The following is a 20354-nucleotide window of genomic DNA, read 5'->3' on the forward strand; positions in this document are numbered from 1 at the left end:
TGACCGGTTTCCACTTTTTCCTTTTACGGTCACGTAGAAGTAGGCTACGTGACCGGTTGCTCCCTTTTTCCAACAAATCGGGCACGTAGAACGCCTTTACGTGACCAGTTTCCACTTTTTCCAACCAAATCGGGCACGTAGAACACCTGTACGTGACCAGTTTCCACTTTTTCCAACCAAATCGGGCACGTAGAACACCTGTACGTGACCAGTTTCCACTTTTTCCAACCAAATCGGGCACGTAGAACACTTCTACGTGACCAGTTCCCACTTTTTCCAGCCGAATAGGGCACGTAGAACACATCTACGTGACCAGTTTCCACTTTTTCCAACCAAATCGGTCACGTAGAACACGTCTACGTGACCAGTTCCCACTTTTTTCAGCCGAATAGGGCACGTAGAAGGCCTATACATGACCTGTTCTCACTTTTTCCAGCCAAATCGGGCACGTAGACCTTCTCTCTTAAGAAACTTTATATACATTTTAATTCCACCTTGATCAGGGAGACCTGAAACCCTTAGGTAATAGAGTCTTTTTTTAAAAAGAGGAAATCACAAGGACTCTGTAGAAGTACTTATGCGTATTGCCAAATTAAAGGAGGTTCGGAACATGCCAAGTCAAGAAAGTATCATGGTAAAGCAAATGTTAAAAGCCTCAGTAACAAACCAAACGCAGGAATTCAATCTTGAGGCCGCCAGACAAGGGCTAGAAGCACTATCCGCGTTCACACCGGTTGCACCTGATGTAAAAGTAGAAAAAGTAACGGTTGAAGGTATTCCGGCCGAGTGGCTAACAGCACCAAATGCCAAGGAAGACCGCGTCTTTCTCTATTTGCACGGCGGTGCATACATAATGGGAAGCTGCAACACCCATAGATTCCTGGCTTCCAAACTATCACGTTCGACAGCTACACGCGTTCTCTTACCAGAATACCGGCTTGCGCCCGAGAACCCTTATCCGTCAGCGGTTGAGGACGCACTTATAGCGTACCGTTGGTTAGTTAACTCCGGCGTTTCTCCTAAGAATATTGTCATTGGCGGTGATTCAGCGGGTGGTGGTTTGGCGTTATCGACCCTTTTGTCCTTAAAAGAAGCTGGCGACCAATTGCCGGCCCTGGCGGTTCTTTTATCGCCTTGGACCGATTTGGCTGGAACCGGTGAATCAATGGAAACGCGAAAAGATGCCGACCCTTGGTTGAAGCCGGAAGCCTCCCGGGCGACACCAGTTTTATACATTCGCGACTTGGATCCTTGTTACCCGCATGTGTCGCCAATCTACGCTGATTTATCAGGCCTGCCGCCAATGCTTGTTCATGTCGGCAATGACGAAATCCTGTTGGACGATTCCGTCCGCTTGGTTGACCGCTCACGTGCCGCTGGTGTAGAAGCCAGCCTCAAAATCTGGGAAGATATGTGGCATGTGTTCCAAACGTTTAATATCCCTGAAGGACAGAAGTCGATTGACGAAATTGGTGAATTTGTTATGAGTAAGTTGGGATAGCAACAGTAATAATCCGCCAGGGGGTTTTTCCAGGCGTTTTTCGATTTGTATCTTACAGTAATTTCCAGATTAACAACAATTTTAGGTCATGAATGTTAATAACTGTCGTCAATAGGGGCAATTGGCGACAGTTTCACTTCTGAATTTCTTAAAAGTGTCGTCTATACCCTTTATTGGCGACAGTTTCCTCTCTAAACCTTCCAAAAATGTCGTCTATACCACTTATTGGCAACACTTTCCCTTCTAATTCTACCGAAAATGTCGTCACCATCTGCCATTGACAACATTTTCGAATCTATAAAAACCAAAAGTGTCACCAACCCTATTGTGAAATCCCCCACGTCTCAGCCAAAAGCCGGATCCCCTCATTAATCTCTGCTTCTGTTAACCCGCCAAAACCAAGTACCACCATTGCATCTCCCCCAACACGAGGCCCATCAAAATACACCGACAACGGATACACCTTGACCCCAACTGACAGCGCCGATTCCACAAGTTCCGCCTCCGTCATGCCGCCCCGAACGTCCAAAACAATATGTAAACCGGATTTCTCCCCAATTACCCCAACATGTTCGCCCATATAGAGGCGAATGGCCGTGAGCAAACTCGCCTGCTTTCTTCGATAAAGTGTCCGCATTTTATTTAAATGGCTTTGCCAGTACCCCTCTTTCATAAAACGAAACAAAGTGTCCTGGTGCAGCCGGGAAACCGTTTGTTTATACACTGTAAAATGCCCAAGATACCTGTCTAACAGTTTTGGTGGCAAAACCATAAAGCTAATGCGAATCGACGGAATCAAGGCTTTTGAAAAAGTCCCCAAATAAACAACCCTGCCACTCGTATCAAGGCCCTGAAGCGATGGAATCGGCCGCCCCTTATAGCGGTATTCCCCGTCATAATCATCCTCAATAATGAAGCCCCCGATTTCTTCGGCCCATTTTAACAGCTCCATCCTCCGGGAGACAGGCATAACCATGCCGTACGGGAACTGGTGTGACGGCGTCACATAGGCCACATTTGCATTCGTCTGCTTTAGAAGACTCACATCCACCCCCTCTTCATCCATTGAAACAGGGATGGTCATCGCCCCGAAATCCTGCAACACGATGCGCGTTCGGTGGTACCCGGGATTCTCGACAGCAAAGACACGTTCCTTTCCTAAAATCAAACATAACAGCCCCATCAACACCTGGGTTCCCGCCCCGACCACGATTTGGTCGGCCGTACATCTTACCCCTCGTGACTGAAAAAGGTACTGGGCAATTTCATGACGCAGTTGCCCCTCGCCTTGTGGATGACCAGTATTAAAAATCTCCCCTTGATCCTGATAGAGTGACTGTACCGTCAGCTTCCGCCAAACAGAATAAGGAAAATGCTCCAAGTCCACTTTTCCGGTATTAAAATCAATTCGGACTGAAGACGGTTCCCGTTCACTTCCGGTTTTTTCAGAGGGCACCGCCTGCTTTGGCAACAAGTCCTCATCAATCTCCGCCACGAACCATCCTAAACGCGGTTTACTTTCGACATAGCCCTCTGCCGCCAGCTGATCATAGGCCGCCTGTATCGTATTGAGGCTTATCCCTAGATGTTTAGACAATTTTCGCTTGGAAGGCAATTTTTCCTTGGGATGGATTCTCCCGTAAAGAATCTCTTCTTTTATGTATTGTACAAGCTGCAAATACAAAGGCATTCCAGTTTCATTTTTAAAAATTGGCGTAATTTCGAACATGCTGGCTCCCTCCTTCTGGTACCATTAAAAACTCTTAATCTGATGCTTTTGATTATACCAGCTTCCTGCTTAAATAGTGGTAAAGGAGGTATTGAAAATGATTAAACAATTAAAAACGAAACAAGAGTGGCTGGAGGCTTTCCCGGTCATGAAACAACTGCGGACCCACCTCGATGAAGAAAGTTTTCTAGAATTGGTGGAGGAAGCGGTCGAAAAAGAAGACTATCAACTGGCTGCTCTCTATGAAGGTAATCAGGTTCGGGCTGTAATTGGCTATCAACCGGCGATTAACCTATACAACGGCCGACACGTCTGGGTTTGCGATTTGGTGACAGATGCCGAAAATCGCTCGAATGGGTATGGCGCTGCCCTGCTGGCCTTCGTCGAAGCTTGGGGGAAGGAGAACGGGTATGAGTTAATTTCCCTTTCCTCGGGATTGCAGCGGGTGGATGCTCATCGGTTTTATCAAGAGAAAATGAACTACGATAAGGTTAGCTATGTTTTTCTAAAAAGATTCTCATGACATTGATCAAAAAGCAGGAAATCTGAACTGCACCTCCAACTGTTAGATACGTGTCTAACAATAGGGGTTCAGTTCAATCTCTTCCTGCTTTTTCTTTTAACTCTTATAAAAAATGATGCACAGAAATTTGCCGGTCCTTGTTTTCCTCATAAAGTTTTTCAACTTGCTCATCATGAAGTGCAGACGCCAAACTTTTTTCCCTTTTCCTGATTTCAATCGTAAAAAACAGTATATTTAAGGTCATCACGAACCCCTCCTTAAGAATTTCCTCTATTTACCTTTATTATAGGAAGACTCCGATGAGATGAAATCGAGAATAGGGATGAGATTGGCTACAACTTAAGACTGACAAAACAAAAAGCAACCGCCAGTATTCGACGATTGCTTTTAATATGTATCGGGTTGCGCATCACCCTGCGTTTTCCTTCAGTTCTTCTTCATCTGCCCACCCCTTACAAACATCGACCCAGTCCTTTGCAAAGGAATAAAGGGCAATTTCCTCACATGTTAATTCAATCGCAGAGTTGGTGCTTCCACATGCCGGGAATAGCGTCTCAAACCGCTTCATCGACACATCTAAATATACGTCCAGTTTGTTTTTCAACCCAAACGGGCAAACCCCGCCAATGGCATGTCCGGTTTGCTCGAGCACCTCATCAGCTGTCAGCATCCGTGCTTTCATTCCAAAGGTGTGCCGGAACTTCTTGTTATCAATTTTGGCGTCGCCGGCAGCTACTACCAATATCGCAGTTTCTCCTTCGCCCCTGAAGGACAAAGTTTTGGCTATTCGGGCTGGTTCGACACCAATTGCGGCGGCTGCTAGTTCAACCGTTGCACTCGAAACCTCAAACTCCATGATATCCTGTTCCCGATCCCACTGTTTAAAATGCTCTCTAACACTTTCAATTGACATCTCTTCCCATCCTTGCTTTTTCGACTTTAAAGAGTATAGTACCAATATTCCCACAATTAAACAACCAAAACGCTTTAGTTCTTTTAACGATTAAAGCGCACATCTCCTGGTGCCTGACACCATAAGATGCATTTCCCTAGTGCTAACAGAACTTATCATTCTGCTAGCAATATGATAATTAAATGATGCATATAAACTTTCATTGGAATATCAGCTTTTTAAATGGCACGAATACAACAAATTATGGTTTAATTAATGTGAATTTTGCTTTTATTGGGGGAACTTATATTGAAGGAATTACTTAAGAAGGTATTAGAGCTCGACATCGCCTATTTAGATACCTTTACGAACCGGATTGATACGAACTGGGGACAATTGTTTTATAATGAGGCACAGCCAAGCTATTACGATGCCAATCATGCCCACATCCTTGATGTCCCGGCGGACCCCAAAGATGTCATCGAAGAAGTAGTCAGCTTCTATAAAAATAAAAACCTAGCACCGCGCTTCTATATTTATGATACTGACAACCAGTCAATGCTGATTGAAGAATTACATCATTCTGGGTTTAAATATGAGGAGTTAATTAGTCCAGTGCAAATCTGGAACAAACAAATCGCCGACCACCAACCGGGCGAGCAGATTGCAATTGAGATCGTCACCGAGGAAAATTTCCATGAGGCACTGGAGATCGAGTGCAACATTAAAGAAATCGGTGGCCGTGAAGTCCGTGAAAAAGCGTTTCCGGAAGAGTTCAAGCACCCTGCCTACACACATTATCTGCTCCGTTACAATGGCGTCGCCTGTTCAACAGCGTGCATTTTCGAGCACAATGACCTAGCCCGGATGGAAAGCGTGGCCACGCTGGCGGAATACCGCGGAAAAGGCCTGATTGGCGAGTTGATTTATTTTATTCAAAAAGAAGTACAAAATCGCGGAATTGACCATTTATGGGTATTCCCTATAAATGAACGGGTTGAAAAGGTATATGCCAGGTATGGGTTTAATACAGTGGGAAAATTTAAAACCGGGCATGCTTATACATCCGGAAAAAGCATAAAGGAACTACAGGGATAAAATTTTTAAAAAGTTTCACAGATTCATTGGGGGGATACATACATGACTACGCACGGCGCCACGATGTCCTATCCACGGACAAAAGGAATTATTCTTGTCCTGATTGCCGCAACATCTTGGGGTGTTTCCGGAACAGTGGCGCAATACCTGTTCCATCAGCAAGGCTTTAGCGCCAGCTGGCTGGTGGTCATCAGGCTGCTGTTTTCCGGGGCTGGCTTATTGCTGTTTGCCCACACGGCCGGAAAACAAAATATCTGGAGCGTTTGGAAAAATAAACAGGACGTCCTGCGGCTGGTGATCTTTGGGATCATCGGAATGCTTGGGGTTCAATATACTTATTTTGCCGCAATTCAGCACGGAAACGCGGCCACTGCAACGGTGCTGCAATACCTGGCGCCTGTGATCATTGCTGCTTATCTTTGTCTAAATGCAAAGTCGTCGCCGGCCCGGCACGAAACGATCGCGATCATCTTTGCCCTGGGCGGAACGTTTTTGCTAGTAACCAGAGGTAATGTAGATTCCTTGTCCATCTCGGTACCAGCCTTTGTTTGGGGGATTCTATCAGCGTTCGCTCTTGCATTTTATACCCTTTATCCAGGCCGGCTCCTGACAAAATGGGGTTCCCTTATTACGGTCGGCTGGGGCATGATGATTGGCGGAATCGGTTTTAGTTTTATCAGCCCGCCTTGGGTGTTCCAAGGATCATGGTCGTTTCCAGCATTTATAGCAGTCGTTTTTGTTGTTATTTTTGGTACACTAATTGCCTTTTTCTGTTACATGGAAAGTCTGAAATATATTCGGGCCTCGGAAGCCAGCCTGCTCGCCTGCGTCGAGCCGTTTTCTGCGGCATTTCTCGCTGTGGTATGGCTCCGAGTCTCATTTGGGGCTGCCGAATGGATCGGCTCTCTGGCGATTATTGCCACGGTTTTTATCTTATCTTCAGTAAAAAAATAAAAGGCAGACCTCCCAAAAAGGTCTGCTTTCTTATCTTATTCCCCTAAATTAACGTTATGGTATACCTGCTGGACGTCCTCAAGGTCTTCCAGTACATCAATTAATTTTTCAAATTTGGCCACTGCGTCGTCAGGAAGGGTAATTTCATTTTGCGCAAGCATGGTGAGCTCGGCAACAGTGAATTCCGTTATGCCCGCGTTTTTGAATGCTTCTTGAACAGCATGGAATTGGTCCGGCTCCGCATAAACAACGACTTGGTCGTCTTCCGGAATTACGTCACGGACATCGACATCCGCTTCCATCAAAATTTCCAGAACCTCATCTTCTGTTTTGCCTTCAACACCGATAACAGCGGTGGCATCAAACATATAAGCAACAGATCCGCTGACACCCATATTTCCGCCATTTTTGCCGAACGCGGCGCGAACTTCTGATGCTGTGCGGTTCACGTTGTTTGTCAAGGCATCAACGATGATCATCGAACCGTTTGGACCGAATCCTTCATAACGAAGTTCGTCATAGTTCTCTTCGGAACCGCCTTTTGCCTTATCAATTGCCTTGTCAATAATATGTCTTGGCACATTGTATGTTTTAGCGCGCTCAAGGACAAACTTTAAGCCCTGGTTTGCATCCGGATCAGGCTCGCCTCTGCGTGCCGCCACATAAATCTCGCGGCCAAATTTTGCATAAATTCGGCTTGTGTTTGCGTCCTTCGCTGCCTTCTTGTCTTTAATATTGTTCCATTTACGACCCATAAGAACACTCTCTTTCTTATTTGATTCTGCACTTTTCTATTATAAAGCATGAAACGATAACTTCAATAATTTTTTTCAATATAACATCTATACTATTATACTGTAAATTCTCGAAAAACAAAAAAGCGAAACCATGTGGTTCCGCTTTACACAAGCATTTGAAACAAAGTGCTGTCATTGTTCAATTCACGATATACAAAACCTTTAGTCTTGATTCGTTCAATCAACGGTGAGTAATCTTCCTTGTCCTTTAGCTCAATCCCCACCAAGGCGGGGCCTGTTTCACGGTTGTTCTTTTTCGTATATTCAAAATGGCTGATGTCATCATTCGGGCCGAGGACCTCCATCAGGAATTCTCTTAAGGCGCCGGGCCGTTGTGGGAATTGAACGATAAAATAATGCTGCAGCCCTTCATAAAGCTTCGAGCGCTCCTTGATTTCCTGCATCCGGCCAATATCGTTGTTCCCGCCGCTGACAATACAAACGACCGTTTTGCCTTTAATTTGCTCCGCATATGTATCGAGTGCGGCAATGGAAAGTGCCCCCGTCGGCTCAACGACAATCGCATTTTCATTATACAGGGAAAGAAGCGTCGTGCAGACCTTGCCTTCTGGTATCACGAGAATGTCATCGACAATGTCCTTAATGATGTTAAACGTATTGGTCCCGACTGTTTTGACTGCTGCACCATCTACAAATGGGTCGATATGGTCCAGTGTCGTGACTCCCCCTTTTAAAATCGATTCCTTCATACCCGCCGCTCCCTGCGGTTCCACACCAATTAATTTTGTCTCGGGAGAATAGTGTTTAAGGTACGTTCCGACACCGGCAAGCAAACCGCCTCCGCCAATCGCAGCGAACAGATAATCGATTTTTTCATGGCAATCATTTAGCAGTTCGACACCGACAGTCCCTTGTCCGGCAATGACATCGTAGTCGTCAAATGGATGGATAAACGTCCGCTTTTCCTCCATACTGCATTTCATCGCCTGTTCAGAGGCATCATCGAAGGTATCGCCGATTAAAACAATTTCAACGTCCTCCTTGCCCCAAAATTTGACTTGGTTCACCTTTTGTTTTGGGGTCGTAGTTGGCATGAAAATTTTACCGCTGATTTTTAATAAATGGCAGGAATACGCCACTCCCTGAGCGTGGTTTCCGGCGCTCGCACAAATGATGCCATTCTCGAGTTCCTCCGGGCTGAGCCGTTTAATCCGGTTATAGGCACCTCGTATTTTAAATGAACGGACACTTTGCATGTCCTCACGCTTCAAGTAAATATGAGCGCCATATCGCTCTGATAATAAATGGTTATATTGCAGCGGAGTCGGTGAAATCACATCTTTTATCGTATGACTGGCAATGATGATATCCTCCACATTTAACGTTTTCTTCTCGACTTGCTGACTCATGCTACTGGTCCCTCCTGTGTTTTAAAACATCTTCAATTCATTTTAAAAAAAATAAAAAAACCCGCCCCATTGGTATAGGGACGAGTTGCTCGCGTTACCACCCTACTTCCACAGCAAAAAAATCCTCAGACTGCTGCGGCTCTCGATTCACGTACATATTCACTTCGAATGTACGAGTTCCATTTTAACGGCGGACTTTCCGGCATGGCTTACTTGGAATGTTCAGCCCTGCATCTCGGAGATGATCTTCAGAATAGCCCCGTCATCGACTCCCACCAACTGCCGACTCTCTACGGACAAGGAACTAAACCTACTCTTCTCGTCATCGATTTCACATCAATTTTTTATAAGGTTACCACCGAAAAAACACCGTGTCAATATTTTTTGACTATTTTATATATTTAGACAATTAATAAAGCGCTTTCATTACACCTTTTTGCATTCCTGCCATTTTAAGGATGTCAGGTGGGGGCAATTCCACCATTTTCACTGTGGTTTATTAGCTATTGGTGCCTGATACCCATAGCACCATTACCACAGTGAATTGTCAGCTATTGGTGCCTGACACCCATAGCACTATTCTCACTTTGTATATTGTAGTTCTCCGTTGATAATGGTCATTTCGATATCTGTGTTAAGCAGCCCATCCGGGTCGTCCATTTCGAGCAGGTTTTCTGAGTAAACAGTCATGTCGGCGAATTTGCCTGGTGTCAGCGTGCCCTTTAGGTGTTCTTCGTTCGTGGCATAGGCACCGCCAACGGTAAATAGCTTTAATGCCTCAAGCATCGACAGCTTTTCCTTCGCATTCCAGCCCTCATGATTGTCGCCAGGAGCCCTGCGAGTGACGGCCGCATGCAGGCCGAGCAATGGGTCGACCGGTTCAACAGGTGCGTCTGAACCGCCGGCACACAACACGCCGGCATGGAGCATCTTTTTCCATGCGTATAAGTGGGATTCCCGCTCAGACCCAAGCCTGTCCAATATCCACGGATAATCGCCGACAACAAATCGCGGCTGGATATCGGCAACTCTGCTTGGATCCTGGAGCCGCTTAATCAGATCCTCCCGAACCAAGGAAACATGAATCAAACGGTCTCGGTACGCCACTGACGGGAACTGATCCAACACATCTAAGACATTCTCCAACGCTTGATCGCCAATTGTATGAACCGCAATCGGCATGGAATGTTCGCGTGCTCGTTTGACAATCTCATATAATTTCTCCTGATCTAGCATCGCATCGCCAAATTGCCGTGGTGCGTCCGAATATGGCTCTGACAGAAGTGCCGTCCTTCTGCCGAATGCCCCGTCAGCGAAAACCTTAATCGCCCCAATTTGCAGCCGGTCATTTCCGTATCCGGTGTACATGCCGATTTCCTTCAAATTTTTTAAAAATGTATAATCAATAAGCAAATTACAGCGCAAACCTTGGCCTTCCTGATTGATCAGTTCATCGTACATTCTGTATGTTTGCTCAAGACCACCCAGCCATGCTGGATCATTACTATGTACACTCGTTAACCCTTTTTTCACAGAAAACTCCATCGCCTGCTTCAACCCGTGCTTTAGTTCCTCATAGGTTCTGTCCTGGATGTGCGTTGAAATCAGTTTTGAGGCTGATTCGAGCAATAGACCCGTTGGTTTGCCGGTATCCGTGTTAAGCACAACCGTTCCGCCCGCAGGTACTTCAATTGAAGGGTGGTATTGACTAATCTCCAACGCCTTTGAATTGACCAAAAACGCATGATGGCAAACCCGTTTCAAATATACCGGGCAGTGCGGGGCAACGTGATCCAACTCTTCTATCGTTGGAATGGTTCCATCCGTGAACAGGTTTTCATTCCAGCCCATGCCGACCAGCCATGTCCCCGGTGCCAGGGTCTCTGCTTTTCCCCTTATTTTTTCAAGCATTTCTCCCTTGGAACTTACCCCTATCAAATCCAATTCTAAGAAATTGAAGGCAACCCCGGATAGGTGCAAATGGCTATCAATTAGTCCCGGTGTCACCATTTTCCCAGCCAGATCAATGATTTTAGAACCGTCTCTCCCCCATTGCAGCAACATATCCTTGTGGTTTCCTGTTTCTACGATTTTTCCATTCTCAACCACAACCGCCTCAACCAGCGGATGGTCTGCATCAAACGTATAGATTTTTCCATTTGTAAAAATTGTTCTCGCCATTCTATTTTGCCTCCCTTTTTTCAATAATAGCAAAATCCAATACTCTAATACACTATCTTCCTCTTATAAATGTTATAATAATATAAATTATCTGACAGTATTAGAGGAAAATGTATGAAAATTCCCTATAATGGTAAATCCCCTGAAATTCATGATTCTGTCTTTGTCGCGCCCGGTGCCTATTTAATTGGCGATGTTCAAATCGGAAAAGACTCGACGGTATGGTTTAACGCCGTGCTTCGGGCAGATGACGGCCCAATCATTGTCGGCGAAAGATGCAGTATTCAGGATAACTCTACTATTCACTTATATGAGGGATTTCCAGTCATCATTGGCGACGATGTCACGGTTGGCCACAACGTGATTCTCCACGGCTGTAAAATCGGCAATCGCTCGATTGTCGGCATGGGCTCCACCCTGCTTGATAACGTGGAGGTCGGCGAGGAATGCATTATCGGTGCCAATACGCTGCTGGCCGGAGGAATTAAAATCCCGCCGCGCTCGCTGGTGCTTGGTTCTCCTGGGAAAGTCGTCCGCGAACTAACGGAAAAAGACCTACAAATGCTGCAAATGTCGAGCACCCATTATGTACAAAAAGGGAAGGACTTTAGGGAGATTCTTAAATAAGCATCCGAATAAATACCCCGTTCCAAGAATGGAACGGGGTTCGTTTACGGTATTGCTTTAGTTCTTCACTTCATAATGCAGCTCTGCAAACTGATTGAAGCTCCTCATTCTTTTTAATATAAGATCTAATTGATAGTCCCCTGCCCGAAACATTGGAATCCCGCTTCCGAGTATAGTTGGAGCTATTGTTATGATGATTTCGTCCACCAATTTTTCTTGCAAAAAATGTTGTAACAATTCTCCCCCGCCCACTATCCAAATGTTCTTGCCATCTTTCCTTTTTATTTCCTTTACAAACTTGGTTACATCACCATTAACAAATTTCACATCTTCAGTATCTTCAATAGACGACCTTGTGAACACATAGCAGTCTTTGTTTTTATAAGGAAATTCCTGTCTATTTTCTTCTTGGTTCATGATCCAATCGTATGTCCTTCTTCCCATTACAACCGTATCTATCGTATCATAAAACTCTAAATAGCCATTGTCCCCTTCGCCTTCAACACGAAAAAGCCATTCTAGAGACTCGTCCTTTGTTGCGATATATCCATCCAGACTTGAAGCAATAAATAATGCCAATTTGCGATCGTTGCCCATAATGCTTACCTCCTCGTCCTTTTTTCAAAATAAATAAATTACATAGGTAGTTTAACATATTTTAACAATTACTGGAAAAGCTTCTTGTCCCTGCATGGGGCCATGAAGCGTTAAGGTATTCACTTAGGAATAATAACCCATATTTAACACATCCTATTAATAGCTGCTGGAAGATGCTCCCGAAACGTTGAATGAGGGTGTTCTAGAATTGGCGGCTTTTTGCATGTATTAAGTAGCAAATCAAAAAAATTTGAGGAGGCGAATGAGCATGACAAACCGCAATGACAATCGAAACCAGCCCCATACGGGAAGCAGCAAAGCTGACACCGAATTCGGTTCGGAAACCAATTTAACCAAGAAGGCAAGAAAGAAAGCAGCTCGAGAAGCTAGAAAATAACATGTTAAGGGTAACCGTTTAATCGGTTACCCTTAACAAATTTACTGAAGAGACTTAATATCCTTGATGATCTGGTCGAAAGGCTGCTCAGCGGCCCCTTCATACTTTTGGACCACAACCCCTTCCTGATTGACCAAATAGAATGAAGTACTGTGAACATATTGATTAGAGCCCTCAAGTTTTGCTGCTGGGGCCATGAATGACCTATTGGCGAAGCTTTCGATAAATTCCTGATCATACCCTGTGATTAAATCCCAGTTTGAAAAATCAGCCTGAAACATGCTAGCGTAATCTTTCAATACGTCTGGTTGATCTTGTACCGGATCAATGCTGAACGATACCAGCTGTGCCTTAACCCCTTCGTCTGCCAACCGTTCCTGCAGCTGAACCATATTCGCGGTCATCGGCGAACAAACCGTATCGCAATGAGTAAACACAAAATCCGCTACCCAAACCTTCCCTTTCAAATTGGATAAAGTAATGGGCACTCCATCTTGGTTAACTCCCGCAAACTTCTCCACCTTCATCTCAAGCGGAAAGACAACCTCTTCCTTTTTTTCAGAACAAGCCGTTAGAACTGCGACACAAAGCAGCAACCACAAAATTTTTTTCATTAAACCACCCCACCTTATGAAAAAAGTGCCGAGCCAACTCGCCCAGCACCATCTATTAATTTAGTTGATAAAAGAAGAATCGATTAACGCCGCAAAATCAGGCTGCTCTTTCAAGAATTTCAATTCAACTGAAGAGTTGGCAAACTCTTGAATGACATCTTTATTTACTTCTGTGGTGAAACGGATATTTTTCCAAGCAGTGTCGATGACATCTTTATCAAGCTCTTGCTTCGTAATATCCTTGATGCTCTTGATGGTGATTTCCTTGGCCTCTTCAGGATTTTTCTCGATAAACGCTATGGCTTCTTCCTGAGCTTTCACGATTTTTTCAATAATTGCTTTGTCCGCTTTAATTTTCTTGCCGCTTGAAACCAGAATAGTATTTGGCAATGTTTTTCCAAAAGAGATCTTGGAGCTGTCGACGATAATCTTCGCGCCGACATCCTTCACTAACTGAGATGCCCATGGCTCTGGAACAGCAGCCAAATCCACCTTGCCAGTTTCAAACATGTTTCCATATTGCGCCGGGTTGCCGGTTACGTGCTTCAAGGTGCCGCCAATACGAGCAGAAGTTACACCGTAATCCTGTAAAAATGTTTCCATTTGAACGTCATGTGTGCAGCCGACACCTGGTGTAATGAAAGTTTTTCCGTTGAAATCTTCAATAGAATTCACACCGCTTTTTTTGCTCGCGACAATCGCCGTACCACCAGAAGACGCGCCGGCAATAATCTTGACATCAGCACCATTGGTAAAGTTGTTCATAACAGGACCAGGTCCAACCAACCCGGCATCAATGTCACCCGTTTTTAACGCTGTCATAAACGCGCCGCCATCAGGGAATGTTTTGTATTCCACTTTAACATCTTTGCCTAAAGCTTTTTCATAAAGCCCTTTTTCACGAGCGACCATCGCTGGGGCGTGATCAATGTTCGGGAAATAGCCGATTACCACTTTTTCAGTTGCCTTTTCAGTGCCAGAGCCTGAACTTGCTTTGTCGGTTCCGCAGCCTGCCAATGCCCCCACTACCAATAAGAATATGAAACTAATAATTGTAGCCTGTTTCTTCATCTTTTTTTCTCCTCTTTTAAAAAAATTAATTATTTGTTTCCAATCCCCAGCGGCGCAGAACATTTCGCTCCACCCTTTGGAAGAAAAGAATATCCACAATGGTTCCAATGACTCCGATGATGATCATAATCCCAATAACCATCTTCATGTTTCCGAAATCGGAGGCATACTTTAGCGTATAACCAAGCCCCGGACCGGTGCTTAGAATCTCCCCGGCCATCAGTGCCCGCCACGCAAAGGCCCAGCCCAGGCGGATTCCCGTCACAGCATATGGAATCGATGCCGGAAAAATAACCTTCACAAATAAGTCAATCCCCTTAGAACCCATCGTTTGTGCTGCCCTGATGTACAACGGCGAAACGTTCTTGATCCCCATTCGCATATTGATGGTGATCACGAGGGTTGCCCCCAGGATGACTATAAAAGTAACCGCCTTTTCATTAAGTCCAAACCACATAATAGCTATCGGCAGCCATACGATACTGGGTACACTCTGTAACGCCAGCACCATTGTTCCCAAGGTTTCATCGGCGGTTTTATTTTTTGCTAAAAGAATGCCCAGCCCGACGCCGATAATGATGGCAGCGCCCAGGCCAATCGCCAGTCTTCTGAAGCTGGCCAGAACGTCATAGATTAAGGTTTTATCAGAAAAACCTTTAACCAGTTCCTCGATGACGTCAGTTGGCGCCGGCATCAGCGCCGGTGATACTTCAAGGATTCTCACTGCCGCCTGCCAGCCGATAATCAGCAAGGAAAAGAATATGATCCGTTTAATTGTTTGCTGCATAGGCCAGTTCCTCTTTCACAACTTTATCAATCTCGGATTGCAGCAATCCCATGATTTTCTCTTCCAACTTTGTTACAGCTTGCGGGTGGTTTGCCCGTGGTCGAGGAATCTTGACTTGGATATCTTCCAGAACGATTCCCGGCCTTGTTCCCATTACGACAATGCGATCCGATAGTTTGATAGATTCGCTGATGCTATGGGTCACAAACAGAATCGTTTTACGGGTTTCCAGCCATATTTTTTCAAGCTCATGATGCAAGCGGGAACGGGTTTGCTCATCGAGGGCTCCAAATGGTTCATCCATTAATAACACCTTTGGGTTCATTGATAGCGCCCGGGCGATGGCCACCCGCTGCTGCATCCCGCCGGAAAGCTCGTGGACCGAATGTTTGGTGTAGTTGCTTAACTGCACCATTTTTAGGTAGCGATGGGCGACTTCCCTTGCTTCCGCTTTCTTCATCTCTTTTCGGAGCGGGAACATCACATTGTCCTCGACATTCAGCCATGGAAATAAGGCCGCCTGTTGAAAAACCATTCCGCGGTCTTTGCCCGGCTTGGTGATTTTCTGTCCGTTGAGCAGAATTTCTCCTTTTGATGGCTTGGTGAGACCTGCGACAATGGAAAGCAACGTGGATTTCCCACATCCCGATGGCCCGAGAATCGAAACGAACTCGCCTTCCTTAATTTCAAGATTAATATCTGACAGAACCGTACTCGTCGAATTTTGATTGGAAAATTGCTTATTTACATTGTTAATGTGAAGAAACATTTTGTTATCACCTAATTCCCCTAAATTCACATTAGTTTTATCGGATTAATTGTATTAATAACATTTATTATAAATTTAATCCTGTTATTGTCAATTACTTTTTTAGATAAGATTGTGTGCGTGAGTATGTGAAATTTTCACATGGTGCCTGACACCCATTGCCATGTATATATAGTGGAAATTGGGCAAACTAGCCAAAAAAGGAGGTTGAGCTACTATGCAGCATGTATTGAGATTAGTGATTAAATTCATTGCTTGTCTCGTGGCGCTCGGTATTATTCTTGGTATGTTTTATGATTTTAGTTTTGGAGATGTTTTGGCGATCACCGCTGTGTTGGGAATCGTGAGTTATATTTTGGGTGATTTAATGCTGCTGCGAGCTACCAATAATGTGATGGCAACTGCCGCAGACTTTGCTTTAGCATTTTTGGTGGTATGGTTTATGGGGCGGGCGCTGACGATTGAGGATGACCTCTTTTCAGCTTCGTTGATTTCGGCATTGGCGGTAGCAGGATTCGAATACTTCTTCCATAAGTTCCTGGTCGTCAAGGATCATAAACAAACTACTACCCGCAGCCAGATCCAGCCGCGCCCACAATTTCAAACTGAGGCATCTGAGGAGTTGACACCGGTTAGGCCAGATGTGCGGAGTCCGGAGGATAGGAACGAATAAACGGGTAATGTAGCTTTTTTTAGCCTTGGCAAGCGTTTCGCCTTCATACTTCCAGAAAGTCCTATATCAAAGACAGTTTCTTCATTTTCGAGGCCCTTAAGAGGCGGTATCAAAGACAGTTTTACTCCTTTAGGAAGGCCGTTTGTCTTTGTTATTCCAGAAAATGGTATCCTAAAGACATTTTCACCGTTTTTTAAGCAGTTTTGTCCTTAAGAGGCCGTCCTAAAGACAGTTTTCCCCCTTTCGAGGACCGTTTTGTCTTTAGTATTCCAGAAAAAGGAAACTAAAATAGAAATCACACAAAAAACCGGGCAAGAATCATCCTGCCCGGCTCAAAAAGTTTACATAATATAATTATAACCACCATAGCCGCATCAAAAGCTTCCCCCGCTAAACCCTAAGATGCATTCTCCGCAACTAAAACCTTCGATTCGTCCGGGATAATAAAGCTTAACCCTACCGTAACAAAGCTTAGGATTAACGCATATAGGAACACATTTTGCATCCCCACCACGACATTGGCGGCCTGGTTCATGATTACCCCCATGATGGTCACGCCAACCGAAGTTCCGATGTTACGCACAAACATTTGCAGCGACGTCGACAAGCCCTTGATGCCTGGTTCAGCAAACTCCTGTGAGGCAATCGTTCCCACCGCAAACAAAAGCCCAAATGAGAACCCCTGAACGGCCAAAATAATAAACAAATTCATATAGGAAATATGTTCAATAAATGCATACAGCGCCACACCTGATAGTGCCGTGATAAAACTGCCGACAACAAACAGTTTCCTATAGCCAAACCTGATAATCCATTTCCCAGCCGGCGTGCTGCCGAACATCCAGCCGGCCGAAATACTGAGCAGAATCAGGCCACTTTTATAAATGCTCATATTGAAGCCTTCCTGCAAAAACAATGGAATATAATTCGAGGTCCCAAAGAAAGACAAACAATAGAACAGCATAAACAGGTTTGCTCGAAAAATCCCTTTGTTTTTAAACAACGAAACGGACAGGAACGGCTGAGCTTCCCTTCGTTCCACCAATGCAAACACGATCAAGCCAATGACGCCAAAAACCACATACCATAACGGCTGTTTAACGTTGGTCGCCAGCAACAGCAGCGTAATCGAAGTCCCAAACAAAAAGAACCCTTTATAGTCAATATACGTCTTTTTAAATTCCATCTGTTCCTTATAAGGAAGCAAGCAAAGCACAGTGGCAATGCCGATTGGAATGTTGATATAAAAAATCCATTCCCAGGTCAATGTCTCGACGAAAAAAGCCCCCAATACCGGGCCTACAATCGAAGATATGGCCCAAATACTGCTAAACACCGCTTGAATTTTTCCACGCCTTTCAATTGAAAACAAATCACCGACGATAATCATCGATAATGGTGCCATTCCGCCGGCACCCAGACCTTGAACGCCGCGATAAATGACTAGCTGTACCATCGAATCCGCCATCCCGCAAAGGATCGATCCTAAAGTAAACATAGCCACCGAAATCATCAGAAGCTTTTTCCGACCGTACATATCCGCAAGTTTCCCGTAAAGCGGGACCGTGACGGTACTCGCGAGCATATAGACAACGAAAATCCAAGCAAACAGTTCACTGCCGCCAAGCTGCTTCACGATTGTCGGGCTGGCCGTCTGCATAATATTGGCATCCAGAGCCGAAATAAGGGTCGTAATCACGAGACCCCATAATACATATCGATTTTTCCCCATAAAAACCCCCACAAAACCCTTTAATAATTTCCTATTTTTTACATATGATTTTCAGCACTTAAACATTATAGCAAATTACATATATAACTACTATTCTTTTATAGTCTTAACGGAATTTACCACCTACTAATTACTTTTTAATCGTATAATTCTCCAACCAAAGTCTGAATTTGGCCAGAAATTTGTCGAATAAATCTATAAATATTTCCGTTCTCAATAAAATACATTTATTGATGTGTGAAAATTTTCCTAAAGAGGTGCATTAACATGAAAAAGAAAATATTAGTGCTTTGTACAGCCATAGGTTTAGTATCAGCAACTCCGGCATTTGCCGCGCATGAACATTATCTCGTTACCCCGGGGAAAACCATCTGTAACATAGCTAAAGGACAAACTTCAATTGCTGACCCAAATCATGGGGGGTATCATAAGTTCCATGAAAATGTGCATATTTCAGATGGAAGTCCTAGCATCGCCAACGGAAAAACATCTAATGTATTAGTCTTTAAGGGTGAATGCCCTTCAAATTAACTGCAAAAAACAACCGAACATGCTGCATTAGCATGTTCGGACTATTTTCCCTATATTAATCCGTCGCTGAATAGCTCATTTCCCGCGGCTTCAGTAACGGCTGCGTTATTGTTGGCAAGGTCACCTCAACAGTTGTTCCTGATCCCTCTTCACTTTGAATCTTTAGCTCACCGCTGTGGCTTTCAATGATTTTAAAACAAGTCATCAGCCCTAGGCCGGTACCCTTTTCCTTTGTCGTATAAAACGGCTCCCCAAGTGTTGGAATCCGTTCGACCGGAATTCCGACCCCTTGATCGCAGACCTGGATTGAAATTTTTCCTTCTTCCTTCACGGTCACCGTCACATCAATATTTCCACCGTTTGGCATTGCCTCGACAGCATTTTTAAGAAGGTTGAGAAACACCTGTTTAAGCTGGTTCTCTTCCCCCATTACCTTGGGTAACTCGCTGTCAAATTCTACGAAAATTTGGGCATTGCTCATGATCGATTGCGTATTAAAAAAGGTCACGACATCCTTGATCAAATTCTTTACATCCAATTCGGTGAAGGCCGCTGCCGTCGGTTTGGCCAGAACCAGAAACTCGCCAACAATGTTATTGATGCGGTCAAGTTCCGTCAAAACAATATCATAATAATCTTCTTGAAGTTGATTGTGTTTAAATAGCTGAATAAACCCTCGGATTGACGTAAGCGGATTGCGAATTTCATGGGCAATCCCTGCCGCCATTTGCCCGAGCAGCGCTAATTTTTCCGATTTTTGCAGCAGCCTGTCGGTTTGTTCCCTTCTTTCAGTCACATCTTTTCCAACTGTTAAAATAGACTCTTTTCCCCCAAAAACAATCAACAACGAAGATGCTTCAAAGAAAAACTTTGAACCGTCAAGCCGCTTAAGTTTATATTCAATATTAGTCAAAGGACGTTTTTCCTTCTTGATCAACTTGATTCTTTCTCTTAGGCGTTCCTCATATTCGTTGTCCAGAAATTCAAAAACAGAGCGGCCAAGCACCTCATCCAAGCTGCCAGCGCCAATCATCCTCAAGGTAGAAAGATTGGCATATACAATCTTATCGTCATGATAAATAAAAATCGTTTCCGGCATCGCATCAAGCAATTGTTTGTAGCTGTCCTCGCTGGCCCTTGCCTTTTTTTCGAAATGACGGGCCCTGTCATACTGCCAGCCGACAATCCAAGCAATGATCGTAAAAATAACAAAGTCGACAGTAAAAATAGGAACCTGATGGATTAGCCATTGATAAGCGGTAAACAGTATCGAAATGCTCACGAGGGCAATCTGACCCCATATTTTCATAATAATCCCTCTTGTGAAATAGTATTTAAATTATTAGTTCGACAGAAACTATCGATTTCCTTCAAAAATTATAATTACCCGATAATTATATTATGTAAACTTACTTCCCTTTCTTTTACCTATTCTGCAATGGATAATGGCGTTTATTTTCCCTGATTTGGAGTTTTAGGCGGTGCGGCAAGGGCCATCCCCATTAAAAAAA

22 protein-coding genes and 1 other annotated feature are annotated in these 20354 nt (G+C 44.4%); of the genes, 8 read left to right on the forward strand and 14 right to left on the reverse strand.

Annotation, left to right across the window (positions count from 1 at the left end; translation table 11 throughout):
• Positions 1–44: 44 nt before the first annotated feature.
• Positions 45–323, reverse strand: coding sequence for a hypothetical protein (locus tag AR334_RS29355; protein WP_156431163.1), 279 nt, complete (start codon positions 321–323; stop codon positions 45–47).
• A gap of 287 nt (positions 324–610) precedes the next feature.
• Here AR334_RS29355 and AR334_RS03675 point away from each other — a divergent pair, with 287 nt between their 5' ends.
• Positions 611–1501 (forward strand): alpha/beta hydrolase, encoded by an 891-nt coding sequence (locus tag AR334_RS03675; protein ID WP_066305010.1) that lies wholly within the window; start codon positions 611–613, stop codon positions 1499–1501.
• 322 nt (positions 1502–1823) lie between these two features.
• Here the strand turns inward: AR334_RS03675 and AR334_RS03680 are convergent, their stop codons facing one another.
• The gene (locus AR334_RS03680; RefSeq protein WP_066305012.1) at positions 1824–3230 is read right to left on the reverse strand and encodes a PLP-dependent aminotransferase family protein; all 1407 of its coding nucleotides are present in this window, start codon (positions 3228–3230) and stop codon (positions 1824–1826) included.
• 97 nt (positions 3231–3327) lie between these two features.
• Here AR334_RS03680 and AR334_RS03685 point away from each other — a divergent pair, with 97 nt between their 5' ends.
• A complete protein-coding gene (locus AR334_RS03685; RefSeq protein WP_066305013.1) occupies positions 3328–3753 on the forward strand; it encodes a GNAT family N-acetyltransferase in 426 nt (141 codons plus the stop codon).
• A gap of 103 nt (positions 3754–3856) precedes the next feature.
• Here AR334_RS03685 and AR334_RS28700 read toward each other — a convergent pair whose 3' ends face one another.
• Both AR334_RS28700 and AR334_RS03690 read right to left on the reverse strand, forming a co-directional pair.
• Positions 3857–3997: a YrzI family small protein gene (locus AR334_RS28700; protein WP_082692770.1), complete on the reverse strand. Its 141-nt coding sequence runs from the start codon at positions 3995–3997 to the stop codon at positions 3857–3859.
• 165 nt (positions 3998–4162) lie between these two features.
• Positions 4163–4666, reverse strand: coding sequence for a YbaK/EbsC family protein (locus AR334_RS03690; protein ID WP_066305015.1), 504 nt, complete (start codon positions 4664–4666; stop codon positions 4163–4165).
• A 288-nt stretch (positions 4667–4954) separates the two neighbouring features.
• On the opposite strand from AR334_RS03690, the gene AR334_RS03695 reads away from it, so the two are divergent.
• Together AR334_RS03695 and AR334_RS03700 are read left to right on the forward strand one after the other, a co-directional pair.
• The gene (locus tag AR334_RS03695) at positions 4955–5743 is read left to right on the forward strand and encodes a GNAT family N-acetyltransferase (protein WP_066305018.1); all 789 of its coding nucleotides are present in this window, start codon (positions 4955–4957) and stop codon (positions 5741–5743) included.
• Positions 5744–5785: 42 nt separating this feature from the next.
• The gene (locus tag AR334_RS03700) at positions 5786–6697 is read left to right on the forward strand and encodes a DMT family transporter (RefSeq protein ID WP_066305019.1); all 912 of its coding nucleotides are present in this window, start codon (positions 5786–5788) and stop codon (positions 6695–6697) included.
• 35 nt (positions 6698–6732) lie between these two features.
• Here AR334_RS03700 and AR334_RS03705 read toward each other — a convergent pair whose 3' ends face one another.
• The 3 genes from AR334_RS03705 to AR334_RS03715 all read right to left on the reverse strand — a co-directional run bounded on the left by AR334_RS03705 (position 6733) and on the right by AR334_RS03715 (position 11045).
• The gene (locus tag AR334_RS03705; protein WP_066305020.1) at positions 6733–7452 is read right to left on the reverse strand and encodes a YebC/PmpR family DNA-binding transcriptional regulator; all 720 of its coding nucleotides are present in this window, start codon (positions 7450–7452) and stop codon (positions 6733–6735) included.
• Positions 7453–7598: 146 nt separating this feature from the next.
• Positions 7599–8864 (reverse strand): threonine ammonia-lyase IlvA, encoded by a 1266-nt coding sequence (gene ilvA, locus AR334_RS03710; protein ID WP_066305022.1) that lies wholly within the window; start codon positions 8862–8864, stop codon positions 7599–7601.
• 73 nt (positions 8865–8937) lie between these two features.
• Positions 8938–9199 (reverse strand) — a binding site (T-box leader).
• A 247-nt stretch (positions 9200–9446) separates the two neighbouring features.
• The gene (locus tag AR334_RS03715; protein WP_066305026.1) at positions 9447–11045 is read right to left on the reverse strand and encodes an amidohydrolase; all 1599 of its coding nucleotides are present in this window, start codon (positions 11043–11045) and stop codon (positions 9447–9449) included.
• Positions 11046–11159: 114 nt separating this feature from the next.
• Here AR334_RS03715 and AR334_RS03720 point away from each other — a divergent pair, with 114 nt between their 5' ends.
• Entirely contained in the window at positions 11160–11672 is a 513-nt protein-coding gene (locus tag AR334_RS03720) for a gamma carbonic anhydrase family protein (RefSeq protein ID WP_066305028.1), read from the forward strand.
• Between the two features lie 57 nt (positions 11673–11729).
• Here the strand turns inward: AR334_RS03720 and AR334_RS03725 are convergent, their stop codons facing one another.
• Positions 11730–12269: a dihydrofolate reductase family protein gene (locus tag AR334_RS03725; RefSeq protein WP_066305031.1), complete on the reverse strand. Its 540-nt coding sequence runs from the start codon at positions 12267–12269 to the stop codon at positions 11730–11732.
• Between the two features lie 268 nt (positions 12270–12537).
• On the opposite strand from AR334_RS03725, the gene AR334_RS30565 reads away from it, so the two are divergent.
• A complete protein-coding gene (locus AR334_RS30565) occupies positions 12538–12666 on the forward strand; it encodes a hypothetical protein (protein WP_301337147.1) in 129 nt (42 codons plus the stop codon).
• A gap of 41 nt (positions 12667–12707) precedes the next feature.
• Here the strand turns inward: AR334_RS30565 and AR334_RS03730 are convergent, their stop codons facing one another.
• Genes AR334_RS03730 through AR334_RS03745 form a run of 4 tightly spaced genes read right to left on the reverse strand, consistent with a single transcriptional unit; the run spans position 12708 to position 15907 of the window.
• Entirely contained in the window at positions 12708–13280 is a 573-nt protein-coding gene (locus AR334_RS03730) for an SCO family protein (protein WP_066305032.1), read from the reverse strand.
• A 60-nt stretch (positions 13281–13340) separates the two neighbouring features.
• The gene (locus tag AR334_RS03735; RefSeq protein ID WP_066305036.1) at positions 13341–14351 is read right to left on the reverse strand and encodes an aliphatic sulfonate ABC transporter substrate-binding protein; all 1011 of its coding nucleotides are present in this window, start codon (positions 14349–14351) and stop codon (positions 13341–13343) included.
• Between the two features lie 25 nt (positions 14352–14376).
• Positions 14377–15138 carry an ABC transporter permease gene (locus tag AR334_RS03740; protein ID WP_066305038.1) on the reverse strand — a complete coding sequence of 254 codons (762 nt, stop codon included), beginning with the start codon at positions 15136–15138 and terminating at the stop codon, positions 14377–14379.
• A complete protein-coding gene (locus AR334_RS03745; protein ID WP_066305043.1) occupies positions 15122–15907 on the reverse strand; it encodes an ABC transporter ATP-binding protein in 786 nt (261 codons plus the stop codon). Before AR334_RS03745 ends, AR334_RS03740 begins: the two co-directional genes overlap by 17 nt.
• A gap of 217 nt (positions 15908–16124) precedes the next feature.
• Between AR334_RS03745 and AR334_RS03750 the strand changes: the two genes are divergently transcribed.
• The gene (locus AR334_RS03750; RefSeq protein ID WP_066305044.1) at positions 16125–16580 is read left to right on the forward strand and encodes a YndM family protein; all 456 of its coding nucleotides are present in this window, start codon (positions 16125–16127) and stop codon (positions 16578–16580) included.
• A 397-nt stretch (positions 16581–16977) separates the two neighbouring features.
• Here the strand turns inward: AR334_RS03750 and AR334_RS03755 are convergent, their stop codons facing one another.
• Positions 16978–18312: an MDR family MFS transporter gene (locus tag AR334_RS03755; protein WP_066305046.1), complete on the reverse strand. Its 1335-nt coding sequence runs from the start codon at positions 18310–18312 to the stop codon at positions 16978–16980.
• 267 nt (positions 18313–18579) lie between these two features.
• Here AR334_RS03755 and AR334_RS03760 point away from each other — a divergent pair, with 267 nt between their 5' ends.
• A complete protein-coding gene (locus tag AR334_RS03760) occupies positions 18580–18843 on the forward strand; it encodes a hypothetical protein (RefSeq protein ID WP_066305048.1) in 264 nt (87 codons plus the stop codon).
• Between the two features lie 55 nt (positions 18844–18898).
• Here the strand turns inward: AR334_RS03760 and AR334_RS03765 are convergent, their stop codons facing one another.
• Positions 18899–20152 (reverse strand): ATP-binding protein, encoded by a 1254-nt coding sequence (locus AR334_RS03765; protein WP_172799146.1) that lies wholly within the window; start codon positions 20150–20152, stop codon positions 18899–18901.
• Positions 20153–20354 lie beyond the last annotated feature (202 nt).

Source organism: Bacillus sp. FJAT-29814, from assembly GCF_001510715.1.
In the GTDB taxonomy this organism is placed as follows: domain Bacteria; phylum Bacillota; class Bacilli; order Bacillales; family Cytobacillaceae; genus Neobacillus.